Annotated in this window: 19 protein-coding genes, 1 tRNA gene and 2 pseudogenes; 11 read left to right on the top strand and 11 right to left on the bottom strand. The window is 60.1% G+C overall.

Annotated features, from left to right (window positions below):
* Nucleotides 1-18: 18 nt before the first annotated feature.
* The 4 genes from IB248_RS11280 to IB248_RS11265 all read right to left on the bottom strand — a co-directional run bounded on the left by IB248_RS11280 (nucleotide 19) and on the right by IB248_RS11265 (nucleotide 3,844).
* Nucleotides 19-828, bottom strand: coding sequence for a Ku protein (locus tag IB248_RS11280; protein ID WP_018857141.1), 810 nt, complete (start codon nucleotides 826-828; stop codon nucleotides 19-21).
* A 104-nt stretch (nucleotides 829-932) separates the two neighbouring features.
* Nucleotides 933-1,940: a DNA topoisomerase IB gene (locus IB248_RS11275; RefSeq protein WP_169681495.1), complete on the bottom strand. Its 1,008-nt coding sequence runs from the start codon at nucleotides 1,938-1,940 to the stop codon at nucleotides 933-935.
* Between the two features lie 1,160 nt (nucleotides 1,941-3,100).
* Nucleotides 3,101-3,445, bottom strand: coding sequence for a hypothetical protein (locus IB248_RS11270; RefSeq protein ID WP_018857139.1), 345 nt, complete (start codon nucleotides 3,443-3,445; stop codon nucleotides 3,101-3,103).
* Between the two features lie 177 nt (nucleotides 3,446-3,622).
* On the bottom strand, nucleotides 3,623-3,844 hold the full coding sequence (locus IB248_RS11265) for a hypothetical protein (RefSeq protein WP_018116593.1): 222 nt from the start codon (nucleotides 3,842-3,844) through the stop codon (nucleotides 3,623-3,625).
* A 325-nt stretch (nucleotides 3,845-4,169) separates the two neighbouring features.
* On the opposite strand from IB248_RS11265, the pseudogene IB248_RS11260 reads away from it, so the two are divergent.
* A pseudogene (locus IB248_RS11260) lies at nucleotides 4,170-5,346 on the top strand (integrase core domain-containing protein).
* A gap of 43 nt (nucleotides 5,347-5,389) precedes the next feature.
* Here the strand turns inward: IB248_RS11260 and IB248_RS11255 are convergent.
* Nucleotides 5,390-5,465 (bottom strand) — tRNA-Ile (locus IB248_RS11255).
* 215 nt (nucleotides 5,466-5,680) lie between these two features.
* Here IB248_RS11255 and IB248_RS11250 point away from each other — a divergent pair.
* Both IB248_RS11250 and IB248_RS11245 read left to right on the top strand, forming a co-directional pair.
* Nucleotides 5,681-6,361 (top strand): SIMPL domain-containing protein, encoded by a 681-nt coding sequence (locus tag IB248_RS11250; RefSeq protein ID WP_246733641.1) that lies wholly within the window; start codon nucleotides 5,681-5,683, stop codon nucleotides 6,359-6,361.
* A 250-nt stretch (nucleotides 6,362-6,611) separates the two neighbouring features.
* Complete coding sequence (locus IB248_RS11245) at nucleotides 6,612-6,995, top strand: hypothetical protein (protein ID WP_018116585.1); 384 nt, start codon at nucleotides 6,612-6,614, stop codon at nucleotides 6,993-6,995.
* 52 nt (nucleotides 6,996-7,047) lie between these two features.
* Here the strand turns inward: IB248_RS11245 and IB248_RS11240 are convergent, their stop codons facing one another.
* Nucleotides 7,048-7,761, bottom strand: coding sequence for a GntR family transcriptional regulator (locus IB248_RS11240; RefSeq protein ID WP_041912273.1), 714 nt, complete (start codon nucleotides 7,759-7,761; stop codon nucleotides 7,048-7,050).
* Nucleotides 7,762-8,029: 268 nt separating this feature from the next.
* Between IB248_RS11240 and IB248_RS11235 the strand changes: the two genes are divergently transcribed.
* The 7 genes and pseudogenes from IB248_RS11235 to IB248_RS11210 all read left to right on the top strand — a co-directional run bounded on the left by IB248_RS11235 (nucleotide 8,030) and on the right by IB248_RS11210 (nucleotide 13,644).
* On the top strand, nucleotides 8,030-9,112 hold the full coding sequence (locus IB248_RS11235; protein WP_169681491.1) for an ABC transporter ATP-binding protein: 1,083 nt from the start codon (nucleotides 8,030-8,032) through the stop codon (nucleotides 9,110-9,112).
* 30 nt (nucleotides 9,113-9,142) lie between these two features.
* On the top strand, nucleotides 9,143-10,441 hold the full coding sequence (locus tag IB248_RS11230) for a PotD/PotF family extracellular solute-binding protein (RefSeq protein ID WP_018116582.1): 1,299 nt from the start codon (nucleotides 9,143-9,145) through the stop codon (nucleotides 10,439-10,441).
* A gap of 74 nt (nucleotides 10,442-10,515) precedes the next feature.
* Nucleotides 10,516-11,430: an ABC transporter permease gene (locus IB248_RS11225; RefSeq protein ID WP_018116581.1), complete on the top strand. Its 915-nt coding sequence runs from the start codon at nucleotides 10,516-10,518 to the stop codon at nucleotides 11,428-11,430.
* 1 nt (nucleotide 11,431) lies between these two features.
* A complete protein-coding gene (locus tag IB248_RS11220) occupies nucleotides 11,432-12,253 on the top strand; it encodes an ABC transporter permease (protein WP_169681489.1) in 822 nt (273 codons plus the stop codon).
* A gap of 6 nt (nucleotides 12,254-12,259) precedes the next feature.
* Nucleotides 12,260-13,000, top strand: coding sequence for an aspartate/glutamate racemase family protein (locus IB248_RS11215; RefSeq protein WP_113471565.1), 741 nt, complete (start codon nucleotides 12,260-12,262; stop codon nucleotides 12,998-13,000).
* Nucleotides 12,982-13,065, top strand: a pseudogene (locus tag IB248_RS31680) (flavin reductase family protein); the annotation flags it as partial. The gene IB248_RS11215 and the pseudogene IB248_RS31680, both read left to right, overlap by 19 nt.
* A gap of 87 nt (nucleotides 13,066-13,152) precedes the next feature.
* The gene (locus IB248_RS11210) at nucleotides 13,153-13,644 is read left to right on the top strand and encodes a heme-degrading domain-containing protein (protein WP_026371782.1); all 492 of its coding nucleotides are present in this window, start codon (nucleotides 13,153-13,155) and stop codon (nucleotides 13,642-13,644) included.
* 119 nt (nucleotides 13,645-13,763) lie between these two features.
* Here IB248_RS11210 and IB248_RS11205 read toward each other — a convergent pair whose 3' ends face one another.
* Nucleotides 13,764-15,011 (bottom strand): D-arabinono-1,4-lactone oxidase, encoded by a 1,248-nt coding sequence (locus IB248_RS11205; protein WP_113471566.1) that lies wholly within the window; start codon nucleotides 15,009-15,011, stop codon nucleotides 13,764-13,766.
* A gap of 140 nt (nucleotides 15,012-15,151) precedes the next feature.
* Nucleotides 15,152-16,411 carry an AGE family epimerase/isomerase gene (locus IB248_RS11200; protein WP_169681487.1) on the bottom strand — a complete coding sequence of 420 codons (1,260 nt, stop codon included), beginning with the start codon at nucleotides 16,409-16,411 and terminating at the stop codon, nucleotides 15,152-15,154.
* Nucleotides 16,412-16,583: 172 nt separating this feature from the next.
* Here IB248_RS11200 and metH point away from each other — a divergent pair, with 172 nt between their 5' ends.
* Nucleotides 16,584-20,357: a methionine synthase gene (metH, locus tag IB248_RS11195; protein WP_113471568.1), complete on the top strand. Its 3,774-nt coding sequence runs from the start codon at nucleotides 16,584-16,586 to the stop codon at nucleotides 20,355-20,357.
* An 89-nt stretch (nucleotides 20,358-20,446) separates the two neighbouring features.
* Here metH and IB248_RS11190 read toward each other — a convergent pair whose 3' ends face one another.
* From IB248_RS11190 to IB248_RS11180, 3 genes are read right to left on the bottom strand one after another with little or no spacing between them, the layout of a single operon-like run.
* Entirely contained in the window at nucleotides 20,447-21,322 is an 876-nt protein-coding gene (locus IB248_RS11190) for a protein phosphatase 2C domain-containing protein (protein WP_112645365.1), read from the bottom strand.
* Nucleotides 21,323-21,371: 49 nt separating this feature from the next.
* On the bottom strand, nucleotides 21,372-22,136 hold the full coding sequence (locus IB248_RS11185; RefSeq protein ID WP_018857128.1) for a GntR family transcriptional regulator: 765 nt from the start codon (nucleotides 22,134-22,136) through the stop codon (nucleotides 21,372-21,374).
* Nucleotides 22,133-23,017, bottom strand: a complete 885-nt coding sequence (locus IB248_RS11180; protein WP_169681485.1) for an N-acetylglucosamine kinase — start codon at nucleotides 23,015-23,017, stop codon at nucleotides 22,133-22,135. Before IB248_RS11180 ends, IB248_RS11185 begins: the two co-directional genes overlap by 4 nt.
* Nucleotides 23,018-23,259 lie beyond the last annotated feature (242 nt).

Raw genomic sequence — 23,259 nt, 5'->3', positions numbered from 1 at the left:
GGAGGCGGCTGCGGTCTCTCAATGAGATTTCGGGCGTCCCGTTTCCTTGGCGAGGCTCTTTTTCAGGGCGTCCATGATGTTGACGACATTGCCCGTCGGCTTGGATGCCGGCCGCTTGGATGAAGGCGGTGTGGCTTTGACAAGGCTCTTCTGCTTCGCACGGATCATGGCTCGCAAGCGCTTCTGGATCGGATCCTGCACCATGGCGGGCTGCCAATCCTCCGTTCGATCCTTGACCAGCTTCTTCATCATGGAGAGCACCGTGTCATCCACTTTGCCGTGGCTATCAAGTGTCGCGGCCGGCGGGCGAACTTCGTCGCCGAAATGCAGTGTCCAGAGGATGATGCCCTTGCCCTGCGGCTCCAGGAGGACGGCGCGCTCACGTCGGTAGAGAACAAGTCGCGCAACGCCGACGACATCGTTTGCCTTCATCGATTCGCGGATCACGCAGAAGGCTTCGGTGCCGACCTTGTCCTCCGGCGTCAGAAAATGTGGTTTGTCGTACCAGATCCAATCGATCGAGCCGCGCGGCACAAAAGTGTCGATGTCGATCGTCTTCGTGCTTTCGAGCCCGACTTCATCGAGTTCCTTGTCCTCGAGAATCACATAGTCGTCCTCGCCACGCGGATAACCTCGGGCCTGATCCTTGTCGGCGATCGGCTTGCGGGTGACGCTGTCGACGTAGCGGCTTTCGACGCGGTTCTTCGTCTTTCGGTTCAGGACGTGAAATCGAAGCTGGTTGCTATCCGTCGTCGCCGGTGTCAGGGACACTGCGGCCGTGACGAGTGACAGTTTGAGATAACCCTTCCAATACGTCTGACGTGCCATTCGCGCCCTGGCGCCCCGGCGCCATCTCCCGTGGCCGCATTCGCGGCAATCCTCCATAACGGTGTGAGCAGCCGTTTGGTTCCATTGCGCGCGGACAGATAGAGTCAGTGCCCATTGAGCGCCTTGAGCCAGCGGAGCACGGCGATCTCCTCCTGATTCATCCAGCGCAGCAGTCGCACGCTTCGGCTCGGTCGGGTGTTGGCGAGACTGGCAAGGTCGCCGGTCTCAAAGCTTTCGAATATCTTTGGATGGATATAGGACGACCGGCATACTGCGCGCGTGTTGACCAGGCGCGCGGCAATTGCGTCGATGACTTCATTCACCTGCCGGGCGCGCCCTCGCTGGCTTTCGTGTGGTTCAAGCGAAGCCAGCCCGGTCGCAGCCATTTGCGTTGCTCCCCAAGTGCGGAATTGGCGGGACGTGAAATCGGCTCCGGATGCTTGCCGTATGTAGCTGTTGACGTCCTGTGATTGGATGGGGTGGCAGACACCATCGTCATCGATGTACTGGAAAAGCTGTTGCCCGGGCAGCTCCTGGAGCATCTGCACGGCGCGCGTGATGCGACGGTCGCTATGACTGAGGCGCCATTCCTTTCCTGACTTGCCCTTGAAGCGGAAGTGAATGCTCGACCCTGATATTTTCACATGCTTGTTGCGCAGCGTCGTCAGGCCATAGGAAGCGTTCTCCGCGGCGTAGCTCGCATTGCCGACGCGGATGAAGAGATTGTCGAGCAGCCAGACGATTGTTGCGAGCGCCTTGTCGATGTTGGGTGCCCGGCGTCGGAGGTCTGAATCCACCTTCTTCCGGATCGCGGGAAGCGCCGAGCCGAAGTCGGCAAGCCGCTCGAATTTGCTCTTTTCCCGCTCGGCAGTCCATTTGGGATGGTAGCGGTATTGCTTGCGGCCGCGAGCGTCGCGGCCAGTGGCCTGCAGGTGGGAATGGGGGTCGGCAGAAATCAGGACCTCGGTATAGGCCGGGGGAATGGCAAGCGCGGAGATGCGATCGAGCTCCGATGGCTCCGTGATACGGATGCCACCGGCGTCGTAATAGACAAATCCCTTTTTGCCCGCCTGCCTGCTGATGCCGGTCTCCAGGCTCGCTGTGAAAACCAAGCCGTCGGCAGTCGACGCCCCATTAAGTTGCGACGTCGCCGGTTCGTTGCGGGGTTGCGATTTATGAGTCGTTCTCTGATCCACAGTGAGCACGAAACGCCGTTGTCGTCGCTAGGTTCCGCTGCCGGCTAGGTAAGACGGCGGAACGGCGGCGAACGCGGCATTGAGTGAAGGTGGCGCGCTTGGCCCGGATTACCAATAGGACTTGGTATCTGGCTATAATCTCCCTCTACTTTCAAGGGCTTCGGTGCGCCGGGTGTGACCGACGCGCGGCACTGCCGATTCGATTCGCAAGATGGCGGCGAATTCGTCAGACCTAAGTCCAACTACCCAAGCATTGGGCCAGCGCTAACTGACCCTTGTCCTTCTGCCCCGAAGGATGAGGGAGGCTTTAGGATGTCGCGGACCAACCCTCCTGCAGCCTCCCTCCTTCCGATCGGACCTTGGTCCAACTTTCCAAGCGGGCATGCTCTGTCTAAGTTGTTCTCGTCCTTCCGCCAAAAAGGACACGCAAGGGCGCCTTCGGGCTCCCCGAGGGCTCGAGAGGATCACCAACGGGTAGGCTGACCTCTCGGCTCTCCCGTGTGAGGCAAGAGCTTCCTGCTTGACCCGGCCTGATGGCATTTGAGACTGGTGGGCAGGAGGGAAGACCCCGATGACGCCACGCAGCACGAGATTGTGCTTAGGTACCCACTCGCCTCGTCGGTTCTCCCGCACACGGCCTTGTCGAAGCGCCCAGCGACGGCCGCTACGTGATTGAGCACCCAACCGGCGACATGGAGGTGTTCCTCGATCTAGGCCCAGACGGCAGAGTGAAGGGCGCAGGGACGATCAGGACGTCAAGGAAGCTTTTTGACGGCATTGTCTTCCCCAGTTGATACTGACAAGCTTCGAAGAAGGCCGCCCAACGGTAAACCCAGACACCAGACGGTGAGCGGAAAACCGCGATGACTCTTGCGCGCCCTTCTTTAGCCGAAGCCAAGAACACGGCGGGTCGAGCATCAAAACCCTCATGAACTTAACTAACGTGCCAACCTTGGCGCTCGCCATTTATTGCGTCAGCTAAAGGGTTTTGGCTGGTTTGCTTGTAGCCCAACCCGATTAAGAGCCCGACAAACAAGGGAGCTAGCGTATCGGCGATAGACCGGCCGACAACGTGCCTAACGGAATTTCTTTACGACCTCGTACTTCCCGGCTTCCCAAGCTCTCATCTCGCCACCTTCGCAAGAGTAGTTTTCGTCAGTCTCCGCTATCCCGATCCCAATGCCCTCAACCTGGGGATCGTCGAAGGTGACGTATATGTCCGCCTTCTTGATCTTCCGCTCTTGAAAGTCCTCCAAGATTTCCTTGTAGCACGCGACATTGGGTTTCAGATTGTCGCGTAGAATTCGGGCTTCGGTTTTCTTGGTTATCTCTGAGAGCGGGCGTGTCTCAGCGAGAGCAGTAGGAGAAACTGACAGCGCCAACAACAAAGTAGGCGCAAGGGCCAAAAGAAGCTTGCTCATCTCATCGTCCGTTTGACGTCACAAAGCTGGGCATAAGGGCCGCGTCCATGAAGTGAGCCGCGCGGCGATTGTGCATATCATCACAGAGATAGGTAGGGTAGTGCATAGCCAAGCCGCGCAAGAACGAGACATCGGTCTGGTGCACGACGGATGCTGGCCTTGCGGTAGCCGTTCAGTCTACTGCGCGCCGATCACGATGTCGTCGCGGATCAGGTCCGAAAGTTCCCGTTCATCCGTGACGCCGAGTTCGATCCATTGGAGCAGGCTGTTTGCCTTTCGGCGTGCTTCAACACTTCCGGTGTGATGTCCATGTTCGTCGCACCAGCACTCCAGGATGCGATCGATCAGGTCGGTAATTTTCGATGTCAGCATCGGTCGGTGCCACGAAATCCATTGCATCGGCCCGTCTCCCTTCGAGACTGGAGCCTATGTGCAGCTGCATCGGCGTGGCAACCTCTCTAATATAAGAATCCACTCATATTGCGCTCCTAAACGCCGCTGCGTTGCAAAATGGCAATAGTCGGTGCGTCGGACTAGCGCCGAAAAGGATCAAATTTCGGCTCTCCGAGGCTCGGAAACGTCGTTGAAATCGAAGCCAACGGTGTGCGATTGTGGAAGGGAGATATGTCGGCGGATGGGATCGGAAGATGCCCGACCTGAGAGATAGGCGACGTTTTGTACCGGAGACATGGGTAACACTTTTCGCTTTTGGCGGGAGGTGTTGATGCCGTGGAGAGAGACTTCGGTGATGGAGGAACGTCTACGATTTGTCGCCCGCCTGCTGGAGGGCGAAGGCATGAGCGATGTGTGCCGGGAGTTCGGCATCTCGCGCAAGACCGGCTACAAAATCTTCAATCGCTACGAGGACGACGGCCTGGAGGCGCTGACGGATCGGTCTCGACGGCCGGTGCGTTACGCCAACCAGTTGCCCGAGCCGGTCGAGGCAATGATCGTGCGGCTCAAGAAGGAGAAGCCGCATCGGGGTGCCAGGAAGAGCAGAGAACTGCTGGTGAAGCGTCTGGCCGACGATGTGCGCGTGCCGTCGAAGAGCGGTGCTTGACCGGCACGGGCTGGTCGCTCATGCCCGCCAGCGGCACCGTTATCGGGCAGAAGGAACGGCCTTATCACAGGCCCTTTCGCCGAACGACCTGTGGTGCGCCGACTTCAAGGGCGAGTTCAAACTCGGCGATGGCCGCTACTGTTACCCGCTGACGGTCACCGACCAGACGCCACGCTACCTGCTTGCCGGTGAAGCCTTCGAATCGACAAAGGAGGTGGGGGTGTTCGAGGCGTTCCGCCGATTGTTTGCCGAACATGGCCTGCCAAGCGCGATCCGCAGTGACAACGGCCTGCCGTTCGCCAACCCCAACGGCCTCTACAATCTGTCGAAGCTGTCAGTCTGGTGGCTGCGGCTCGGCATCGCGCTCGAGCGCATCAGGCCGGGCCATCCGCAAGAGAATGGCCGGCATGAGCGCATGCACCTGACGCTGAAGAAAGAGGCGACCAGGCCACCTGGCAGAAATATCCTGCAGCAACAGGCCCGCTTCGATGCGTTCGTCAGCGAATTCAATACCGAGCGGCCGCATGAAGCCCTGGCGATGAAGGTGCCGCTCGATCTCTACACGCCATCGGCGCGCCGATATAACGGGCTGCCGGAGATCAATTATCCGTTCCACGACCGTGACGCGCTGGTGACCCATTGCGGCCGCATCTGCATCTACCGCAAGACGATCAACATCTCGACCGTGCTGGCCGGACAGAAACTGGGAATCAAGGAGGTCGACGACGGCATTTGGCTCGTCAGCTTCATGCACTATGATCTCGGATATATCGACCTCGAGCAGAGGACCTTGCAAACCATCGGCAACCCGTTCGGCACGAGGTTGTCACCCATGTGGTAGGTACGTTTTGTTACCTATGTCTCCGGGCTGGACAAGAAAGAACTGGTGGGCCCGGAGGGACTCGAACCCCCAACCAAGCGGTTATGAGCCGCCGGCTCTAACCATTGAGCTACAGGCCCGGCGACAGCATGGCTGCCGTGTCCGGCGCAATGGTTCCCCGGAACGGGTTTCGCTCTAACGCAATTCTTGAGCGCTCACAAGGGACTGCCGCAATAGCTTCACAATCAATCGGCAAGACGGCAATCGAGACTTCACAATCAGGGAGTTAAACACCGTGCTGCCGAACACCAGAACCATTGCCTTCAGCCTTTTGCTTGGCCTTCCGATCGCCACCATGGCGTTGCCGACACTGGCTGCTGATTCGCAGCCGCGCGAGGCCGTGATCTCCGTCAGTGGCGAGGGACAGGCGAGCGTCGCGCCCGACATGGCGGTGCTCAACCTTTCCGTCGTGAAGCAGGCAAAGACCGCACGCGAAGCGCTCGACGAAAACAACAAGTCGATGACTGATGTCCTGGCGGCGCTGAAAAAGGCAGGCATCGCCGAGCGCGATCTCCAGACGTCGGGCTTTTCAGTGCAGCCGCAATTCACCTACCCGCAATCCAACGATGGTCAGCCACAGCAGCCGCAGTTGGTCGCTTACCAGGTCTCCAACTCCCTGAGCGTGCGCGTCCGCGACCTGTCCAAGCTGGGCGCCATCCTCGACGAAGCCGTCACGCTCGGTGTCAATCAGGGTGGCGACATTCAATTCACCAACGACAAGCCGGAAAAGGTGATGGAGGAGGCTCGCAAGAATGCCGTCGCCAATGCCATCGAGAAGGCGAAGACGCTGGCCGGGGCAGCTGACGTGAAGCTCGGGCGCGTGATCGAGATCAGCGAGACGTCGCCGCGTCCACAGCCGGTGCCGGTCGCTCGGGCCGCCATGATGAAGGCCGCGGCAGACTCAGCCGTCCCGGTCCAGGGCGGTGAAACCAGCTACAACATCACCGTCAACATGACGTTCTCGATCACGCAGTGATCCTCCAACAGTTCAGAAATCTCTAATTTTGACGCCGGGTGGCCATTGATATTCTCTGCAATATCAATGGCCTGTTTGTTTCTTGTCGGGCGCGGTGGAGCCGATGCGCCGATAAAGGGCTTTATCACGCGTATATTACACTATAACATCGATCGTGTTTTCGGCCTCGCAGGGGAATCTTGAGTTCTGTTTCCCGAGCTCTGCCGGCCGAAGAGGAGGAATGGCACTAGCCCCCAAAGAGGAGACAGACATGACGAATGCCTTGCCGCCGCTTCACGATGGACATGCCCCGTTCACCCTTCAGGAACTCTTCCGCGAAGCACTCTACGCCTTCGAAGAGTGGGATACGGAGCTCACCGAGCCGATTGTCACTTTCGAGGGACGTGTTGTTCCCATCAGCCAGGTCTTCGAGGCGATGCGCCACTGCGACGACATCGTTCCGATGAACATCGTCGGAGCCGTCACAGAACGGCTTACCAAACCCTGGGAGGGCGAAGGACCGCTCGACCAGATGAGTTTTTCGACGGCTGCCCGCGTCATGGGCGTCCTCGTCCGCAAGCGTCTGCTTGCCAATGGCACGGCTGACATTGTCGCCGTTGCAGAACAGCCAGCCGAGCGCCGCTCCGGCAACTGAACGGTTGGATTGCGGTCGTAGGGCCGCAATCCCGCTTCCCGTATAAAACTTGCTATGGTTCGAAGGCTTCCTTGAGGCCGACGCTCTTGCGTTCGCGCAGGTCGAGATCGGCCTCGATATGCGCAATGTGGTGCAGCATCAGCCTGCATGCCTCGTCGAGATCGCTCCGCTCGATCGCGACGAGGATGTCGCCGTGCTCGGAATGGCCGCAACTCGATATGGTCGATTGGCCGTAGAGGGCGATCACTAGCGATGAGCGGGCAACAAGCTCATCCATGAAACGCTGCATGATGGCGTTGCCGGATATGGCAGCAAGCGTCAGATGGAAGTCGCCTGATGCCTTGATCTCGGCACGCCGGGCCGTCTGGCCGCGCTCGCCCATCAGGCGGCCTTCCTCGAGCAGCAATTGCTTCAGATGCTGGATTTGCGAAGGCGTGACTCTGGCCGCGGCCTCCCGCAAGATCCCGGGCTCCACGAGACGGCGGGCGGCAAAGATCTGGCGCGCCTCATCGGGCGAGGGGTAGGCGACGAAGGCGCCACGATTCTTTTCGACGCTGACCAGACCTTCATAGGAAAGAGCCTGCAAGGCGGCGCGCGCAAGCGTGCGACTGACATTGAACAAGTTGCCGACATCGCTTTCAGACAGCTTCGTTCCCGGTGACAGACGCCGCTCGACGATCGCATCGCGGATCGCGTCGCGGATTTGTTGTGTGCCTGTATCGGCTGGATCCTCTGCAGTCTGCAGGGCCGTTGCGGTGGGCTTCATGAACACAAATACCTTTTGACCGGGAAATGATATCTGCGTTTCCCGTAAAAGTTAAACGGAATTTGCGCGCAAAGTGAAGGCTAAATTGTATACGATATTTTGCACGAATTGCAGACGATGGCCTATTTTGTGTGCATGTGACGCCGCTGCCTGAATTTTGATATATGACGTTGCATCGATCGGAAGTCTTTGATTTCCCGACGTTTTGTGCGCCGCAAAAGAAACTGGCACGGCAGATGCATTGTCTTTCTCAAACAGGGGAAGACCAATGTCGAAAGCTGCAGAGATCGATATCATATCCGTTTCCAAGGTGTATGGCGCCACGACGGCGGTCCATTCCATCAGCCTGAAGATTCCGGCCGGCTCCTACTGCTGCTTTCTCGGGCCTTCCGGCTGCGGCAAGACCTCGACGCTGCGCATGATCGCCGGGCACGAAAGCATTTCCTCAGGCGATATCAGGCTCGGGAATACCGTCGTCACCGATTTTCCGCCGGCCAAGCGCGGTACCGCGATGATGTTCCAGTCCTATGCGCTCTTCCCGCATCTTGATCTCATCGACAACGTCGCCTTCAGCCTGAAAATGAAGGGCGTCGAGAAGGAGGACCGGCGCGCCAAGGCGCTTGACATGTTGAAGCTGATGCAGATGGACGCCTATGCGACGAGGCGACCGGCACAGCTCTCTGGCGGCCAGCAACAGCGCGTGGCGCTGGCGCGCGCGCTGATCACAGATCCCGAAGCGCTGCTGCTCGATGAACCGCTCTCAGCCCTCGATCCCTTCCTGAAGATCCGCATGCGTGCGGAGCTGAAGAAGCTGCAGAAGAGTCTCGGCATCACCTTTGTGCACGTGACGCACAGCCAGGAAGAGGCGATGGCGCTCGCCGATATCATCGTCATCATGAACGACGGCAAGATCGAGCAGGCGGCAACGCCGCGCAAGGTCTTCGAGGAGCCGGCCACCGCCTTCGTCGCTCGCTTCATGGGCGATCACAATGTTCTTTCCGGCCGCGTTGTGTCTTCAAATGGCGGTGTCACTACGCTCGAGGTTCCGGAAGGGCAGACCTTCTCGGTGCGCGGCAACGGCAAGCATGCCGGCGAGAGCGTCGATATCGGCGTCCGCACGGATCGTGTGCGCCTCGAAAAGGCTTCCGACAAGACGCTCGGCTTCAACGGTGTCGTCTCCAATATCGAATATCGCGGCGCCTCGGTGAAGCTCACGGTGGCCGGCGCGGGCAGTGACGACTTCACTGTTATCGCGAGTGACGGCGATTATTTCGCCAAACCCGTATCGGTCGGCGATGCGGTGTCTCTGAGATGGGCTCTGGAGGACGCGGTCCTCCTCGGCCGTGCATGAACCTCACCAGCAAAAAGAAGGGGAACTGACATGACAACTGAAAAGAAGACGACCAAGACTGAGGTCGGGATTTCCCGCCGCAGCCTGCTGAAAACTGGCGCCGCCGCGCTCGGCGCTGCTGCAGGCTCGGGCCTCATCACCGGCTTCCCGACGATCTGGGCGCAGTCCAACATCACGCTACGCCAGTTCGGCACGGGTGTTTCCAACATCAACGCCATTGCCGAGCAGTGCAAGAAGGACCTCGGCATCACGCTGGAGATGACGGCGACCGATTCCGACGCCGCCGCCCAGCGCGCCGTGACGCAGCCTGACAGCTATGACATCGCCGACATCGAATACTGGATCCTGAAGAAGGTTTACCCGACCGGCGTCATCCAGCCGATGGATGTGAAGAAGCTGAAGTACTACGACAAGGTCGTTCCGTTGTTCAAGAACGGCAAGCTGAAGCCGGACAGCGTCATCGCGCAGGGCACGGCGCCGCACACGGTCGGCTATGTCGAGAGCGCGGACGCCAAGACCTTCGCCAAGGGCGAAACCGAGCTCTTCACCATGATGCCGACGATCTACAATGCCGATACGCTCGGCATTCGTCCGGATCTCGTCGGTCGCGATATCACCACTTGGGCCGATATCATGGACCCGAAGTTCAAGGGCAAGACCTCGATCCTCAACATTCCGTCGATCGGCATCATGGATGCCGCGATGATCATGGAAGCGCTCGGCAACATCAAATACGCCGACAAGGGCAACATGACCAAGGAAGAGATCGACAAGACGATCGAGTTCCTCATCAAGGCCAAGCAGGACGGCCAGTTCCGCGCCTTCTGGAAGAGCTTCGACGAGTCGGTCAACCTGATGGCCTCCGGCGAAGTCGTCATCCAGTCCATGTGGTCGCCGGCTGTCGCGGCCGTCCGCTCCAAGGGCATCGCCTGCAAGTATCAGCCGCTCAAGGAAGGCTACCGCTCGTGGGGCGGCGGTCTCGGCCTTGCCTCGCACCTCAAGGGCGCGCAGCTCGACGCGGCCTATGAATACATCAACTGGTACACGTCGGGCTGGGTCGGCGGCTACCTCAACCGCCAGGGCTACTACTCGGCCTGCATGGACACCGCCAAGAACTTCATGACGGCTGACGAGTGGGGCTACTGGATCGAAGGCAAGGCCGCCCAGGGCGATATCCTCTCGCCTGAGGGCAAGGTCATGGAGAAGGCCGGCGCCGTTCGCGACGGTGGTTCGTTCGAAGAGCGCATGGGTCATGTGGCGTGCTGGAACTCCGTCATGGACGAAGACCGCTACATGGTTCGCCGCTGGAACGAGTTCATCGCTGCCTAAGGCAACCGCTTCTGCCAGGCCCTCTCCCCAGTTCCTTTGGGGGGGAGGGCGTCTATAACGGAGAGACCGGAAACATGGCGACGATCGCGTCTTCGCAGGCCGAGCACCAATCGGAACAGACAAGCCGCCGACGGATCGGATGGCCGACATGGGCAGCCTCTTATCTGCAGGCGACGCCGCTAATCCTCATTCTCGGTTTCTTCTTCATCCTGCCGATCGCCATGATCGCCGTCGTTAGTTTCTGGGACTACGACTTCGCCGGTCTCTACCCTGATTTCCTGACCATGAACTACACCGACACGCTCGGTTCATGGGTCACCTGGAAGACCTATCTCAACACCTTGAAATTCACGGTGATCGTCTGGAGCCTGACACTCTTCATCGGCTTCTGGGTCGCCTATTTCCTCGCCTTTCATATCCGGCGCACGTCGACGCAGATGATCCTGTTTCTGGTCTGCACAGTGCCGTTCATGACCTCCAACATCATCCGCATGATCTCGTGGATCCCGGTGCTCGGCCGCAACGGTCTGGTCAACTCCGCGCTGGTGCAGATGGGCATCGTGCCGCAGCCGATCGAATGGCTGCTCTATTCCGATTTCGCCGTGGTTCTCGCCATGGTGCATCTCTACACACTCTTCATGGTGACGCCGATCTTCAACACGCTGATGCGCATCGACCGGTCGCTGTTCGAGGCGGCGCGAGACGCCGGGGCCACCGGCTGGCAGATCCTCTGGAATGTCGTGTTGCCGCTGGCAAAGCCCGGTATCGCGATCGGTTCGATCTTCGTCGTCACCCTCGTCATGGCCGACTTTTCGACCGTGCAGGTCATGTCCGGTGGCCAGAGCGCTTCGGTCGCGCTGATGATGAAGAACCAGATGTCGCTGCTGCAGTATCCGGCCGCTGCCGCGAATGCCGTCGTGCTTCTGATCGTTGTCCTGATGATGGTCGCCGCCATCCTGCGCGTCGTCGATATTCGTAAGGAGCTTTGAGATGAACCACGAGAAGCGCACCTTTGAATTCTACGTGCTCGCTGCCTTCTTCCTTGTCTTCGTGCTGTTCCTCTACGGACCACTCTCGGCGATCCTGATCCTGTCCTTCCAGGGGCCCGACGGGGGCCTAACATTCCCGCTGAATGGCGTTTCCGTTCACTGGTTCTACAATCTCTTCGAGAAGCAGGCAGTCGGGGATTTCGGCGCATCCTTCCGCCGCTCGTTCACGCTCGGGCTGATGGTGATGGTGGTCACCGTAGTCGTCTCGCTGTTGGCCGGCCTGGCGTTCCGCCGCCGCTTCCGGGGCGCGACCGTGCTTTTCTACGCAACGGTCGCGAGCCTGGTGGTTCCGTCGATCATCATTTCGCTCGGGATCGGCGTGGTCTTCCAGCAGGGCGGCCTTAAGCCTGCCTGGTACTCGTCCGCCTTCGGCGCGCACCTGACATGGACGCTGCCCTTTGGCGTGCTGATCATGTTTGCCGTCTTCAACCGGTTTTCGCCAGCCTACGAAGAAGCTGCGCGCGATCTTGGCGCGAATTCGTGGCAGACCTTTCGTCATGTCGTGTTGCCGATGATTGCCCCCAGCCTGATCGGTGTCGGCCTGTTCGGGTTCACGCTCTCTTACGACGAGTTCGCCCGCACGCTGATGACGTCAGGAAGTTACAACACGTTGCCGCTCGAAATCTACGGCATGACCACCAACGTCACCACGCCGGTGCTCTATGCGCTCGGCACGGTCACGACGTTGTTTTCCTTCACCATCATCCTCGTCGCGCTCGGCATCATGCTCATGCTGCGTCGGCGCCAGGCAAAGGTAAGCTAACCCCTAATGCGCATTCTTCTGGTCAATCCCAATACGACTGAAACCATGACCGACAAGGCCGCCTTTGCTGCCCGCGCGGTCGCGGCGTCCGGCACCGCCATCATTGCCGCCACCTCACGCATGGGGCCGGTATCGATCGAAGGACATTATGACGGAGCGCTCGCAATCCCGGGACTTCTCAGCGAACTCAAGGAGCGGGCTGGCGAATACGATGCCGCCATCATCGCCTGCTTCGACGACACGGGACTAGATGCGGCGCGCAGCTTTGCCGACGTGCCGGTGCTTGGGCTCTGCGAATCTGCGGTCGCCACCGCAGGCTTCCTGGCGCAGCGATTTACCGTCGTGACGACGCTGGAGCGTTCGCGCGTCCTGATCGACAACCTCGTGCGGCGCTACGGCATGGGAGGCCGCGCGAAGGTGCGCGCCTCCGATATTCCGGTTCTTCAGCTCGAAGATCCCGCCTCGGGTGCTATCGGCAAGCTCCGGGCCGAGATCGAGCGTGCTCTTGCTGAGGATGGCGCCGAAGCGATCGTGCTTGGTTGCGCCGGGATGACTGATCTGGCTCGCGAGCTGCAGGATATCTACGGGGTGCCCGTTGTCGACGGCGTAGCCGCGGCGGTGAAGCAGGCGGAAGCGCTGGTGTCACTTGGGCTGTCGACCAGCAAGCGCGGCTCCTACGCGTCGCCGCTGGCCAAGCCCTTTACAGGCGCGATGAGTGTTTTTGCGCCGATGCGGGCAGCAGGCTGACCTGTGACGGCGATACCTGTTCGACGATCCGTGACCGTTTCGAAATGCTGACGCCCCAATTGTAAGCTTCCGGGCAGCGCCACGATTCCGCTTTACTTTTCACCTCCGCTTGCATTTGTTCAAACAAAAGCATTGCAGGAGAGGAAGCACACGTGACCATGCCGGACGACGACCTTAAGCGGATTGCAGAACAGGAGAAGGTGCTGAGTTTCGACACCTTCGATCTCACGACAGCATGGCAGCTCGGCAGGCTCCTGCAGGAACTTGGAACCGAGCGCGGCCACGGGATCGCGATCGACATTACGCTGCATTCGATGCCCGTCTTCTATGCGGCACTGCCCGGTGTCACGCCCGACAACGTCCAGTGGGTGCGGCGCAAGCGTAATCTGGTGCTGCGCTACTTCAAGAGCAGCTACGCGATCGGTCTCGATCTTAAGGAGAAGGGCAAGACGGTTGCCGACAATGGTCTTTCGGATGCCGACTATGCGCCGCATGGCGGCAGCTTTCCGATCAATGTGAAGGGCACCGGCTGCATTGGCGCGGTCACCGTATCCGGCTTGCCGCAGCGAGACGACCACAATCTTGCGGTCGAGGCGCTGGCATTGATGCTGGCGAAAGACATCGACGCCCTTCGCCTGGCGTGATTGCTGTTTCACCTGGCGTGTCTTGGCACGCCAGGTTTACGCTGCGAGCGATCGGATGGGGAGGACGGCTTCAGCTGGACCCAATCGAGGTATGCGAAGCCCCCATCAACGGCAGCCGCTCAGTTCGAGCCGAAGACAACGTCTTCCAACCACGGGTTAGAGAACCTCCGTTCCGGATCCATCCTGTCGCGAAGACGGACAAACTCGGCAAGCTTTTCATATTTGGCGCCGATGTTGCGCTCCGTAAAGACCTTGCCCCAATGCGGCAGGGCTGCGAAGGGCGAGAGTGCCTGCTCGATATGCCCCACGGCCGCATTCACGGCCTCCTGATCCCGAACCCAGGTAAAGTGGAACGACAGCGTATCGCGGTGATACTGAGGACTGAGCCATAGCTCGTCCGCCGCGACAGTCCGGAGTTCGCCCGCTTGCACCAAGTGGGCAAATTTATCGCGGATCGACAGCAGCGCTTCGATCGCTGCCGCGCCGTGTTTGCGTGGAAGGTGGAACTCGGACTGTATCTCTTCGCCATTGCTGGGCGTGAAGCCCATCTTGAAGTGCGGGAGCCTGTCGGACCAGCGGCCATATTGCCCCAACTGATCCGTGGAGTTTTGCGCGTCCAATTCGCTTATGGGGTGCCTGTTGACCATCGCGCGTGTTGCGCCGTGGATATCGGCCGGCCAGTCCTCGGCGGACGCAGTTCTCTTGACCCAAATCGATCCTGCTTGTTGACCCCATTGCGTGAACACGCTGACGCTGTAGCCCAAGGCCATGATCTCATCGAGGTTGGCCAAAAGCTTGTCCCAGGCCAATCCTTCGTAGACGCACTGTGCGACCTGAAACTCCGGCTGAACGTCAAGCGTCACGCGCGTTACGACGCCAAGCGCGCCCAAATGCACCACCATGCCCGCGAAATCGGCATCGCCGCGGGTCACCTTCACGAGGCGGCCGTCGCCTGAGACGATTTCCAATCCCGAGACCGCTGTCGCCAGATTGCCGTTCCGGTCGCCTGAGCCATGCGTTGCCGTGGCAATCGCGCCAGCAATGGAGATGTGGGGTAGGGAGGCTAGATTGTGTACGGCAAGACCATGGCCATGGAGGAAAAGCGCAAGCTCGCCATAGGTGCAATGACCGCCAACGGAAACCTGTCTCCCATCGCCTTCGATGACGGGGTCGATTGGCACATCGGCAAGCGCCAGGGCAACTTCGCCATCGGCAATCGCATTGAATGAGTGGCTTGACCCCACCGTCTTTATCTTTGGCGCTCGCATCACGACTTCGCGGACCGCTTCCACCGAAGACGGATAGAGGCAGTCTCGAAAGCCATAGTGAAAGCTTCCCGCCCAGTTAGCCTTTGGAACCCGCGTCATAACAAAACCTCGCGCTTCTCTATCGCACAGCCATTCCAACGACGTACTTTGCGACGCTGTGCCGGGTCTCAGCTCAAGTTACGGCGTCGACGCGACGCCACTTGATGATCGAGCGCCACTGAAGCGGCGCTCGCTCTATATCAGATCTTGCCGCCCGCCTCGGGAATGACCTTGGTTAGGCTTCCGGTTGCGGGGAAGAGGGGGATCAGGCAGGCCTGCAGGGCGTGGTAGATGTCGCCCTTGCCGGGGAACAGGCTGTGTGAGGGTACCAGATTTTCCGTCAGCTCCTCGTGCCAACCGCCATTCTTGTGGTCGATGAAGGCGCGTTCGATCACGTTCCAGATCCTGCGGTAATGTTCCTCGTGGTAGTCGCTTGGCAGGTGCTCATTGAGGAAGTGCGCGGCGGCAGCGCCCTCGCAGGCCGGCCACCACAGCTTGTTGCGCTTGGCCGGCTTGTCTTCCCAGTCGAGTGTATAGAAGAAGCCGCCCTTGTCGTCGTCCCAACCGAGGGCGATCGACTGCGAGAACAGGCTCTTCGCCGCATCTGGCATCCACTCCTGCTTCTTGCCGCCAAGCACCCAGAGCTGGAGAAGGAGGCGCGCCCACTCCAGCCAATGACCAGGAGTAGTGCCTGCCGGGCGGAACATTTCGTTCGGATGATAGTAATCCTTGTCGAGGCCCCAATCGGTGGTGAAGTGCTCGGCAACGCGCCAACCGACGGAGCCGGCGGCTCGACGAATGACGAGATCAGCAATGCTTTCAGCCTTGGCGAGATAGTCGCGGTCGCCGGTTGCCTCGAAGGCCGCCATCAGCGCTTCGGTCAAATGCATGTTGGAGTTCTGGCCACGGTAGTTGCCGCCGTCGAGAGCCTGCCAGTCGGCGGTGAACTCTTCGGCAATGGCGCCGTGCTTGGCTTCCCAGAACTTGGTATTCAGGACCTCGGCAATATCGGCAAGCATGCCGTCGGCAAGCGGATGGCCGACCGTCTTGGCGGAGGACGCTGCGAGCAGGACGAAGGCGTGGCCATAACCCTGCTTGTTTGAATCGACGGGGCCCTTGTCATCGAGCGACCAGAAGTAACCGCCGTTCTTGGTGTCACGGTGATGGTTCCAGATGTACTGCATGCCATGATCCACGACGTCGGAGGCACCGGGACGGCCGAGCAGCGTGCCGATCGCAAAGCAATGAACGGCGCGTGAGGCTATGTGGATCGGACGGACCTGACCGGCGGCATTGAGCGGTTTGCCGGCATCGTCGAGATCGAAGAAGCCGCCTTTCGGGTTGACGGAGTTGTGCTGGAAGAAATCGAAAAGGCCGTTTGCCTGTGCGAGAAGCCAATTGCGGTGGTAGGCGCGGGTGGTCCAGTTTCCAAGCGCGGCGTCGCCGATTGCTAGTACCATGATACTCCTCCAATTTCGTGCACAAAGCCTTCGTAACCGCCTATATAGGGGTCGCCCGAGTCTGTCATCTGCCCAGCGCCGCAAAGGCGCCACATGATGGGCATATATTGACATAAAGATATCTTTATGTGATTTGACCAATTGGCCTGTAACGACGTCAAGGAGTCCGCCCGTGTTTGATACTCTGTTTAGTCCCGAAGGGACAAAGCGCGACGGTAGCGAAGTGTTTGCGGCGCTCAAGAAAGCTGCCAGTGAACGTATCCTCGTTCTTGACGGCGCCATGGGCACGCAGATCCAGGGGCTTGGCTTCGACGAAGACCATTTTCGTGGTGATCGCTTCATCGGTTGTGCCTGCCATCAGAAGGGCAACAACGACCTGCTGATCCTGACGCAGCCGGATGCGATCGAAGAGATCCATTACAAATACGCAAAGGCCGGCGCCGATATTCTGGAGACCAACACCTTTTCGTCGACCCGCATCGCACAGGCCGACTATGCGATGGAAGGCGAAGTCTATGCGCTTAACAAGGAGGGCGCCGAGATCGTGCGCCGCGCCGCGATCCGTGCTGAGCGCGAGGACGGCCGTCGTCGTTTCGTCGCCGGTGCCATCGGCCCGACGAACCGCACCGCGTCGATTTCGCCCGACGTCAACAATCCGGGCTTCCGCGCCGTCAGCTTCGACGACCTGCGCATCGCTTATGGCGAGCAGATCGACGGCCTGATCGATGGTGGCGCCGATATCATCCTCATCGAGACGATCTTCGACACCTTGAATGCGAAGGCCGCGATCTTTGCCTGCGAGGAGCGCTTCGAGGCGAAGGGCATCCGCCTGCCGGTCATGATCTCCGGCACGATCACCGATCTTTCCGGCCGTACCCTGTCCGGCCAGACGCCGTCGGCGTTCTGGAACTCGGTGCGGCACGCCAACCCGTTTACGATCGGCCTGAATTGCGCACTCGGCGCCAACGCCATGCGTCCGCACTTGCAGGAGCTGTCGGGCGTTGCCGATACCTTCATCTGCGCCTATCCGAATGCTGGCCTGCCGAACGAGTTCGGCCAGTATGACGAGACGCCGGAACTGATGGCGGCGCAGATCGACGAGTTTGCACGCGAAGGCCTCGTCAACATCGTTGGCGGCTGCTGCGGCTCGACGCCTGAACATATCAAGGCGATCGCTGAGGTGGTGGCGAAGTACAAGCCACGCCCGATTCCCGAGCATCGCCCCTTCATGTCGCTGTCGGGTCTCGAACCGTTCGAGCTGACCAAGGACATTCCCTTCGTCAACGTCGGTGAGCGCACCAACGTCACGGGCTCCGCCAAGTTCCGCAAGCTGATCACCAATGCCGACTACACGGCAGCGCTCGATGTGGCACGCGACCAAGTTGAAAACGGCGCGCAGATCATCGACATCAACATGGACGAGGGCTTGATCGATTCCGAAAAGGCGATGATCGAGTTTCTGAACCTGATCGCCGCCGAACCGGATATCGCTCGCGTGCCTGTGATGATCGACTCCTCGAAGTTCTCGATCATCGAGTCCGGCCTGAAGCGTGTCCAGGGTAAGCCGATCGTCAACTCGATCTCGCTCAAGGAAGGCGAAGAGAACTTCCTGGCGCAGGCGAAGCTGCTGCACGCTTATGGCGCGGCCGTCGTGGTCATGGCCTTCGATGAGACGGGGCAGGCAGACAGCTACGAGCGCAAGGTCGAGATCTGCACGCGCGCCTACAAGATCCTGACTGAAAAGGCGGGCTTCCCGCCTGAGGACATCATCTTCGATCCGAACGTCTTTGCTGTCGCGACCGGCATCGAGGAGCACAACAACTATGGCGTCGACTTCATCGAGGCGACGCGGACGATCCGTAAGACGATGCCGCTGGTGCATATTTCGGGCGGCGTCTCGAACCTGTCCTTCTCGTTCCGCGGCAACGAGCCGGTGCGCGAGGCGATGCACGCCGTGTTCCTTTACCACGCCATCCAGGCGGGGATGGACATGGGCATCGTCAATGCCGGTCAGCTGGCGGTCTATGACAATATCGACCCGGAGCTGCGCGAAGCCTGCGAAGACGTCGTGCTGAACCGCCGCGCCGACGCGACCGAGCGGCTGCTTGAAGTGGCAGAGCGTTATCGTGGTGCCGGCACCCGGGAAGCGAAGGTGCAGGATCTCACCTGGCGCGAATGGCCGGTCGCAAAGCGGCTGGAGCATGCGCTGGTCAACGGTATCACCGAATATATCGAAGCCGACACCGAGGAAGCCCGTCAGCAAGCGGAGCGGCCGTTGCATGTCATCGAAGGCCCGCTGATGGCCGGCATGAACGTGGTCGGCGATCTCTTCGGCTCCGGCAAGATGTTCCTGCCGCAGGTCGTCAAGTCGGCGCGCGTGATGAAACAGGCGGTCGCGGTACTCCTTCCCTACATGGAAGAGGAGAAGCGACTGAACGGCGGCGACGAGCGCAAGGCTGCCGGCAAGATCCTGATGGCGACCGTGAAGGGCGACGTCCACGATATCGGCAAGAACATCGTCGGTGTCGTTCTCGCCTGCAACAATTACGAGATCATCGATCTCGGTGTCATGGTGCCAGCAACGAAGATCCTCGAGACTGCCGTCGCCGAGCAGGTGGATGTCATCGGCCTCTCCGGCCTGATTACCCCGTCGCTCGACGAAATGGTGCATGTCGCCGCTGAAATGGAACGTCAGGGACTGGACCTGCCGCTCTTGATCGGTGGCGCGACGACCAGCCGTGTCCACACGGCAGTCAAGATCCACCCGGGCTACAACAAGGGCCAGACCGTCTATGTGACGGATGCCAGCCGCGCGGTCGGCGTCGTTTCCTCGCTGTTGTCACCTGAAGGTCGCGACGGTTATGTGGCCGACATCCGCGCCGAATATGCGAAGGTCGCTGCAGCGCACGCCCGCAGCGAGGCGGAGAAGGTGCGCCTGCCGCTGGCACGTGCCCGTGAAAATGCCGCTGCGGTCGACTGGGCGGCCTACAAGCCGACAAAGCCGAGCTTCCTCGGCACCAAGGTATTCGACGGCTACGATCTTGCCGAGATCGCCAAGTACATCGACTGGACGCCGTTCTTCCAGACCTGGGAGCTGCGTGGGCGGTTCCCGGCAATTCTCGAAGACGAAAAGCAGGGCGAGGCGGCTCGCGCGCTGTGGGCCGACGCGCAGGCCATGCTGAAGAAGATCATCGACGAGAAGTGGTTCAACCCGCGCGCCGTCATCGGCTTCTGGCCGGCGAACGCGGTCGGCGACGATATCCGGCTGTTCAAGGACGATAGCCGCAAGGAGGAGCTTGCCACCTTCTTTACGCTGCGCCAGCAGCTTTCGAAGCGCGATGGCCGGCCGAACGTCGCATTGTCGGACTTCGTGGCGCCAGCCGACAGCGGCATTCACGACTATGTCGGCGGCTTCGTCGTTTCAGCCGGTATCGAAGAGATCGCTATCGCGGAACGCTTCGAACGTGCGAACGACGACTATTCGTCGATCCTCCTGAAGGCGCTGGCCGATCGCTTCGCGGAGGCCTTTGCGGAATGCATGCACGAGCAGGTTCGTCGCGAATATTGGGGTTATGCCAAGGATGAGCATCTCTCCAACGAGCAGCTGATCAGCGAGGAATATGCCGGTATCCGTCCGGCGCCGGGCTATCCGGCGCAGCCCGATCACACCGAGAAGAAGACGCTGTTTGCTCTGCTCGATGCCGAAAAGGCTGCCGGCGTGCAGCTCACCGAGAGTTATGCGATGTGGCCGGGTTCGTCGGTCTCCGGCATCTACATCGGCCATCCCGAATCCTACTACTTCGGCGTCGCCAAGGTGGAGCGGGACCAGGTCGAGGACTACGCAGCCCGGAAGGGCATGGACGTAGCCGAGGTCGAACGTTGGCTTGGACCGGTCCTCAACTACGTACCGCGCAAGCGTGACGAGGAAATCGAGGACGCTGCCTGATCGGCGGCGTCTTCAGTATTTGATTCAAGGACCAGAGGGATTGATTTAGCTCTTGGTCGCAACGCACTGAATCTGAATCGAAAATCGCCTCAGGCGCTGGGTGTCAACTCGACAAGCAACGCCGTGGTGTCGTCGCTCTGCTTGTAGCGTGGATAGCGGAGCCCTTCGGGATCAATCTCGCGTTCGAAGCGCCGAAGTTCGTCGAGCATCGGCCGCAGACCCTTGGCGAGTGCAGTGCGCACCAAGCTTGTAGAATCATAGGTCGCGTAAAGGACCGCGAGGTCTGAAAAACCGTCGCTGCAGACGATGGCGTGCGCTTTGCCCCTGATATCCAGCCGCTCTGAAACCAGATGATCGGCCGCCTCCGGCACGAGGCCGAGGGTCCAGACGCCGCTTGCCGGCGTGTTCTGGCGCTCTCGGTGCTGGCGCAATAGGGCGAGCGTTTCGGAATTGCCGAGCGCGCCACCTTCCTTGGTAATGCCGCCCGTGCGTGCAATGTGCTTTCGCGCCTGGTTCTGTTCATACTCATAGGCACCGGGAATAGCCATGTGCATCGCTGCCGAGCCGTCTTCCTGCAACAGAAAGAGGCAGGAGTCGCCAAGGCCGACGAAGTGGAAACCGTCGCGCGTGTGGTGCAACATGGCAAAGGCGGTCAGCGGCCACGCGTAGCGCGGGACGCTCTCGTTGTGGGCTAAGAACTCCGTGCGGGCTGCCAGAGACAGGCTGCGAGCAATCTCCGAGACGCTGCTGTCACGGGTAATCCGATCCTGAAAGCCACGGGCGAAGTGCTGGGCGATCCAGGCGGCGTCGCTACCTCCCTCATCCATATATTGGCGATCGCCGAGGCCCGTCGCACCGTCGATTACGAAGGCGCAGGCGTCGTTATGGCCGAAGCTGTCGTCGTTCGGCTTTGCGGGATTGCCGGGATCGGAGATGGTGTCGAGGATAGTGATGCGACTTGTCATGGGTGCCATCAATAGACGGGCATTGCCGTCCATTCAATGCGACAAGGAATCACGACGGACCGATCGTCAGTTCGGCGACAAAATCATAGGCATCCCCGCGGTAGAGCGAGCGGGTGAATTCGACCGCGCGTCCCGAACCAAGGTATGAAATACGCTCGATCGACAGCCCTGCGGCGCCGACGGGAACGCCGAGAAGATGGGCATCGACCTCTTTCATGTTGGTCGCCGAAATTCTCTGCACCGCGCGGACGGGCCGGACCTGGCGACGCTCGAGCTCCTCATAGAGCGACGTTGTCACCACGAAAGGATCGGGCAGGAACTCGCCGGAAACACTGGCATTTTCGATGGCCAGCGGCTGGTCGTCGGCGATGCGCAATCGGCTGAGGCGTGAGACCCTGACATCGGTCGCGAGACCGAGAATCATCATTTCGTCGGGAGAGGGCGTGTGGATACCCTTGTGCAGCCATTCGGAGCGGGAGGTCATGCCGCGACGGGCCATATCCTCCGTAAAGGAGGTGAGCTGCGAGAGGCGCTGTTCGACCTTCGATACCGGCTTTGTCACGAAGGTGCCGGAACCGTGGCGGCGGATGAGCAACCCGTCCGCGACAAGCTCATCGATCGCTTTGCGCACGGTCACCCGGCTGACGGTCGCCAGTTCCGCGATGTCGCGCTCAGGCGGCAGGGCATCGCCATGACTGAGCGTGCCAGTGCGAATGGCATCTTCCAGCGTGCGGCGCAGCTTTACATAAAGCGGGCCTGTGCCGCCGGCTTGAAGACGTTCGGGGGAAAGGAGGCTTGCAAAATCGTCGGTCATGCCGCGCCTCTTCCTTCCTCGTGGAGAAACTTCACTGCGAGATCAATGGCGCCCTGCAGGACGTCGCCCTTCGGCTCACGCAGCAGGACAGCGTGACGTTCAGCAAGCCATGGACGATAGGCCTTTGCCAGTCCGCCCAACAGGCAGATCACCTCGCATTCCGGCCAGAGCAACGCATCCAGGCTCTCGCCGATCGAGGCTGCTGCGTTCTGCACGATCGCCGTCGCGACCGAGTCGCCCTTGGCAGCGGCCTCGAACACAACGGGCGCGTAGCGGGCGAAGTCATTCGGGCGGGAGACGTGGGCGAACTTGACGACGCGCTCAGGATCGTCGCCATATTCAGCCATGACGGTCTGGGTGACCGGGGAGGAGGGGCGCACCCCGTCATGGGCCAGCAAAGACTGCTCCAGCAGGTCCCGGCCGAGGCGAGCGCCACTGGCCTGGTCGCCGACGACGAATCCCCAGCCGCCAATGCCGTAGAGCTTTCCGTTGCGGCGCGCATTGTAGACCGAGCCCGTTCCGAACGCTCCAATCACACCGTCGGAATCGCCGAGCGCTCCTTGGAGTGCCGTCGTCGCATCTGTTACGACACGGCGCCGGGCAAAAGGCAGGGCACGCTCGATGCGTTCGGCATAGTCGCCCACATTCGCGCCGGCGACGCCGACGACGGCAGAGACGCTGGAAACGGTTTCAGAGGAAAGGCCGGCGTCATTCAACGCGTTTTCGGCTGACGCTACGATATTGAGCAGCGAGTTTTCGAGGTCGGACAGGATGTTCGACGGGCCGGCCGTGCCACGGCCCAGAATGCGCCCTGTCGCATCCGTGACTGCGGCGCGGCAGCTGGAGCCTCCGCCGTCAATGCCGATCGCAAGTTCTGTCATTGAACCACCAAATCCGCCCATTCCCCTTGTTTTCACTACAATACCAAAAAAATACCATTTACCAAGTCAAAAGCGTGGCGAAAAATCATCTTTTTATCTATCTGATTTTTATGAATAAAATTTTTTTGACGACTTTTCTGTCGTTCGAGTGTTAAAATCGGCTGGACAATTGGTATTTTTTTGGCCTTAATTCAACTCAAGGGAACAGCGCATCGAGCAGCGATAAACGGCAGGATAGAGAT

This window comes from Rhizobium sp. RHZ01, from assembly GCF_014851595.1.
GTDB classification, from domain to species: domain Bacteria; phylum Pseudomonadota; class Alphaproteobacteria; order Rhizobiales; family Rhizobiaceae; genus Rhizobium; species Rhizobium altiplani.
The sequence above is the reverse complement of the archived record's forward strand: the minus strand, read 5'-3'. Positions and strand labels throughout refer to the sequence as shown.

Bases quoted from the DNA above. Each gene is read 5' to 3' on its own strand.
- IB248_RS11280 (WP_018857141.1), bottom strand. From the start codon at position 828: ATGGCACGTCAGACGTATTGGAAGGGTTATCTCAAACTGTCACTCGTC.
- IB248_RS11270 (WP_018857139.1), bottom strand. From the start codon at position 3,445: ATGAGCAAGCTTCTTTTGGCCCTTGCGCCTACTTTGTTGTTGGCGCTG.
- IB248_RS11265 (WP_018116593.1), bottom strand. From the start codon at position 3,844: ATGCAATGGATTTCGTGGCACCGACCGATGCTGACATCGAAAATTACC.
- IB248_RS11250 (WP_246733641.1), top strand. From the start codon at position 5,681: ATGGCGTTGCCGACACTGGCTGCTGATTCGCAGCCGCGCGAGGCCGTG.
- IB248_RS11245 (WP_018116585.1), top strand. From the start codon at position 6,612: ATGACGAATGCCTTGCCGCCGCTTCACGATGGACATGCCCCGTTCACC.
- IB248_RS11240 (WP_041912273.1), bottom strand. From the start codon at position 7,761: ATGAAGCCCACCGCAACGGCCCTGCAGACTGCAGAGGATCCAGCCGAT.
- IB248_RS11235 (WP_169681491.1), top strand. From the start codon at position 8,030: ATGTCGAAAGCTGCAGAGATCGATATCATATCCGTTTCCAAGGTGTAT.
- IB248_RS11230 (WP_018116582.1), top strand. From the start codon at position 9,143: ATGACAACTGAAAAGAAGACGACCAAGACTGAGGTCGGGATTTCCCGC.
- IB248_RS11225 (WP_018116581.1), top strand. From the start codon at position 10,516: ATGGCGACGATCGCGTCTTCGCAGGCCGAGCACCAATCGGAACAGACA.
- IB248_RS11220 (WP_169681489.1), top strand. From the start codon at position 11,432: ATGAACCACGAGAAGCGCACCTTTGAATTCTACGTGCTCGCTGCCTTC.
- IB248_RS11215 (WP_113471565.1), top strand. From the start codon at position 12,260: ATGCGCATTCTTCTGGTCAATCCCAATACGACTGAAACCATGACCGAC.
- IB248_RS11205 (WP_113471566.1), bottom strand. From the start codon at position 15,011: ATGACGCGGGTTCCAAAGGCTAACTGGGCGGGAAGCTTTCACTATGGC.
- IB248_RS11200 (WP_169681487.1), bottom strand. From the start codon at position 16,411: ATGGTACTAGCAATCGGCGACGCCGCGCTTGGAAACTGGACCACCCGC.
- IB248_RS11190 (WP_112645365.1), bottom strand. From the start codon at position 21,322: ATGACAAGTCGCATCACTATCCTCGACACCATCTCCGATCCCGGCAAT.
- IB248_RS11185 (WP_018857128.1), bottom strand. From the start codon at position 22,136: ATGACCGACGATTTTGCAAGCCTCCTTTCCCCCGAACGTCTTCAAGCC.
- IB248_RS11180 (WP_169681485.1), bottom strand. From the start codon at position 23,017: ATGACAGAACTTGCGATCGGCATTGACGGCGGAGGCTCCAGCTGCCGC.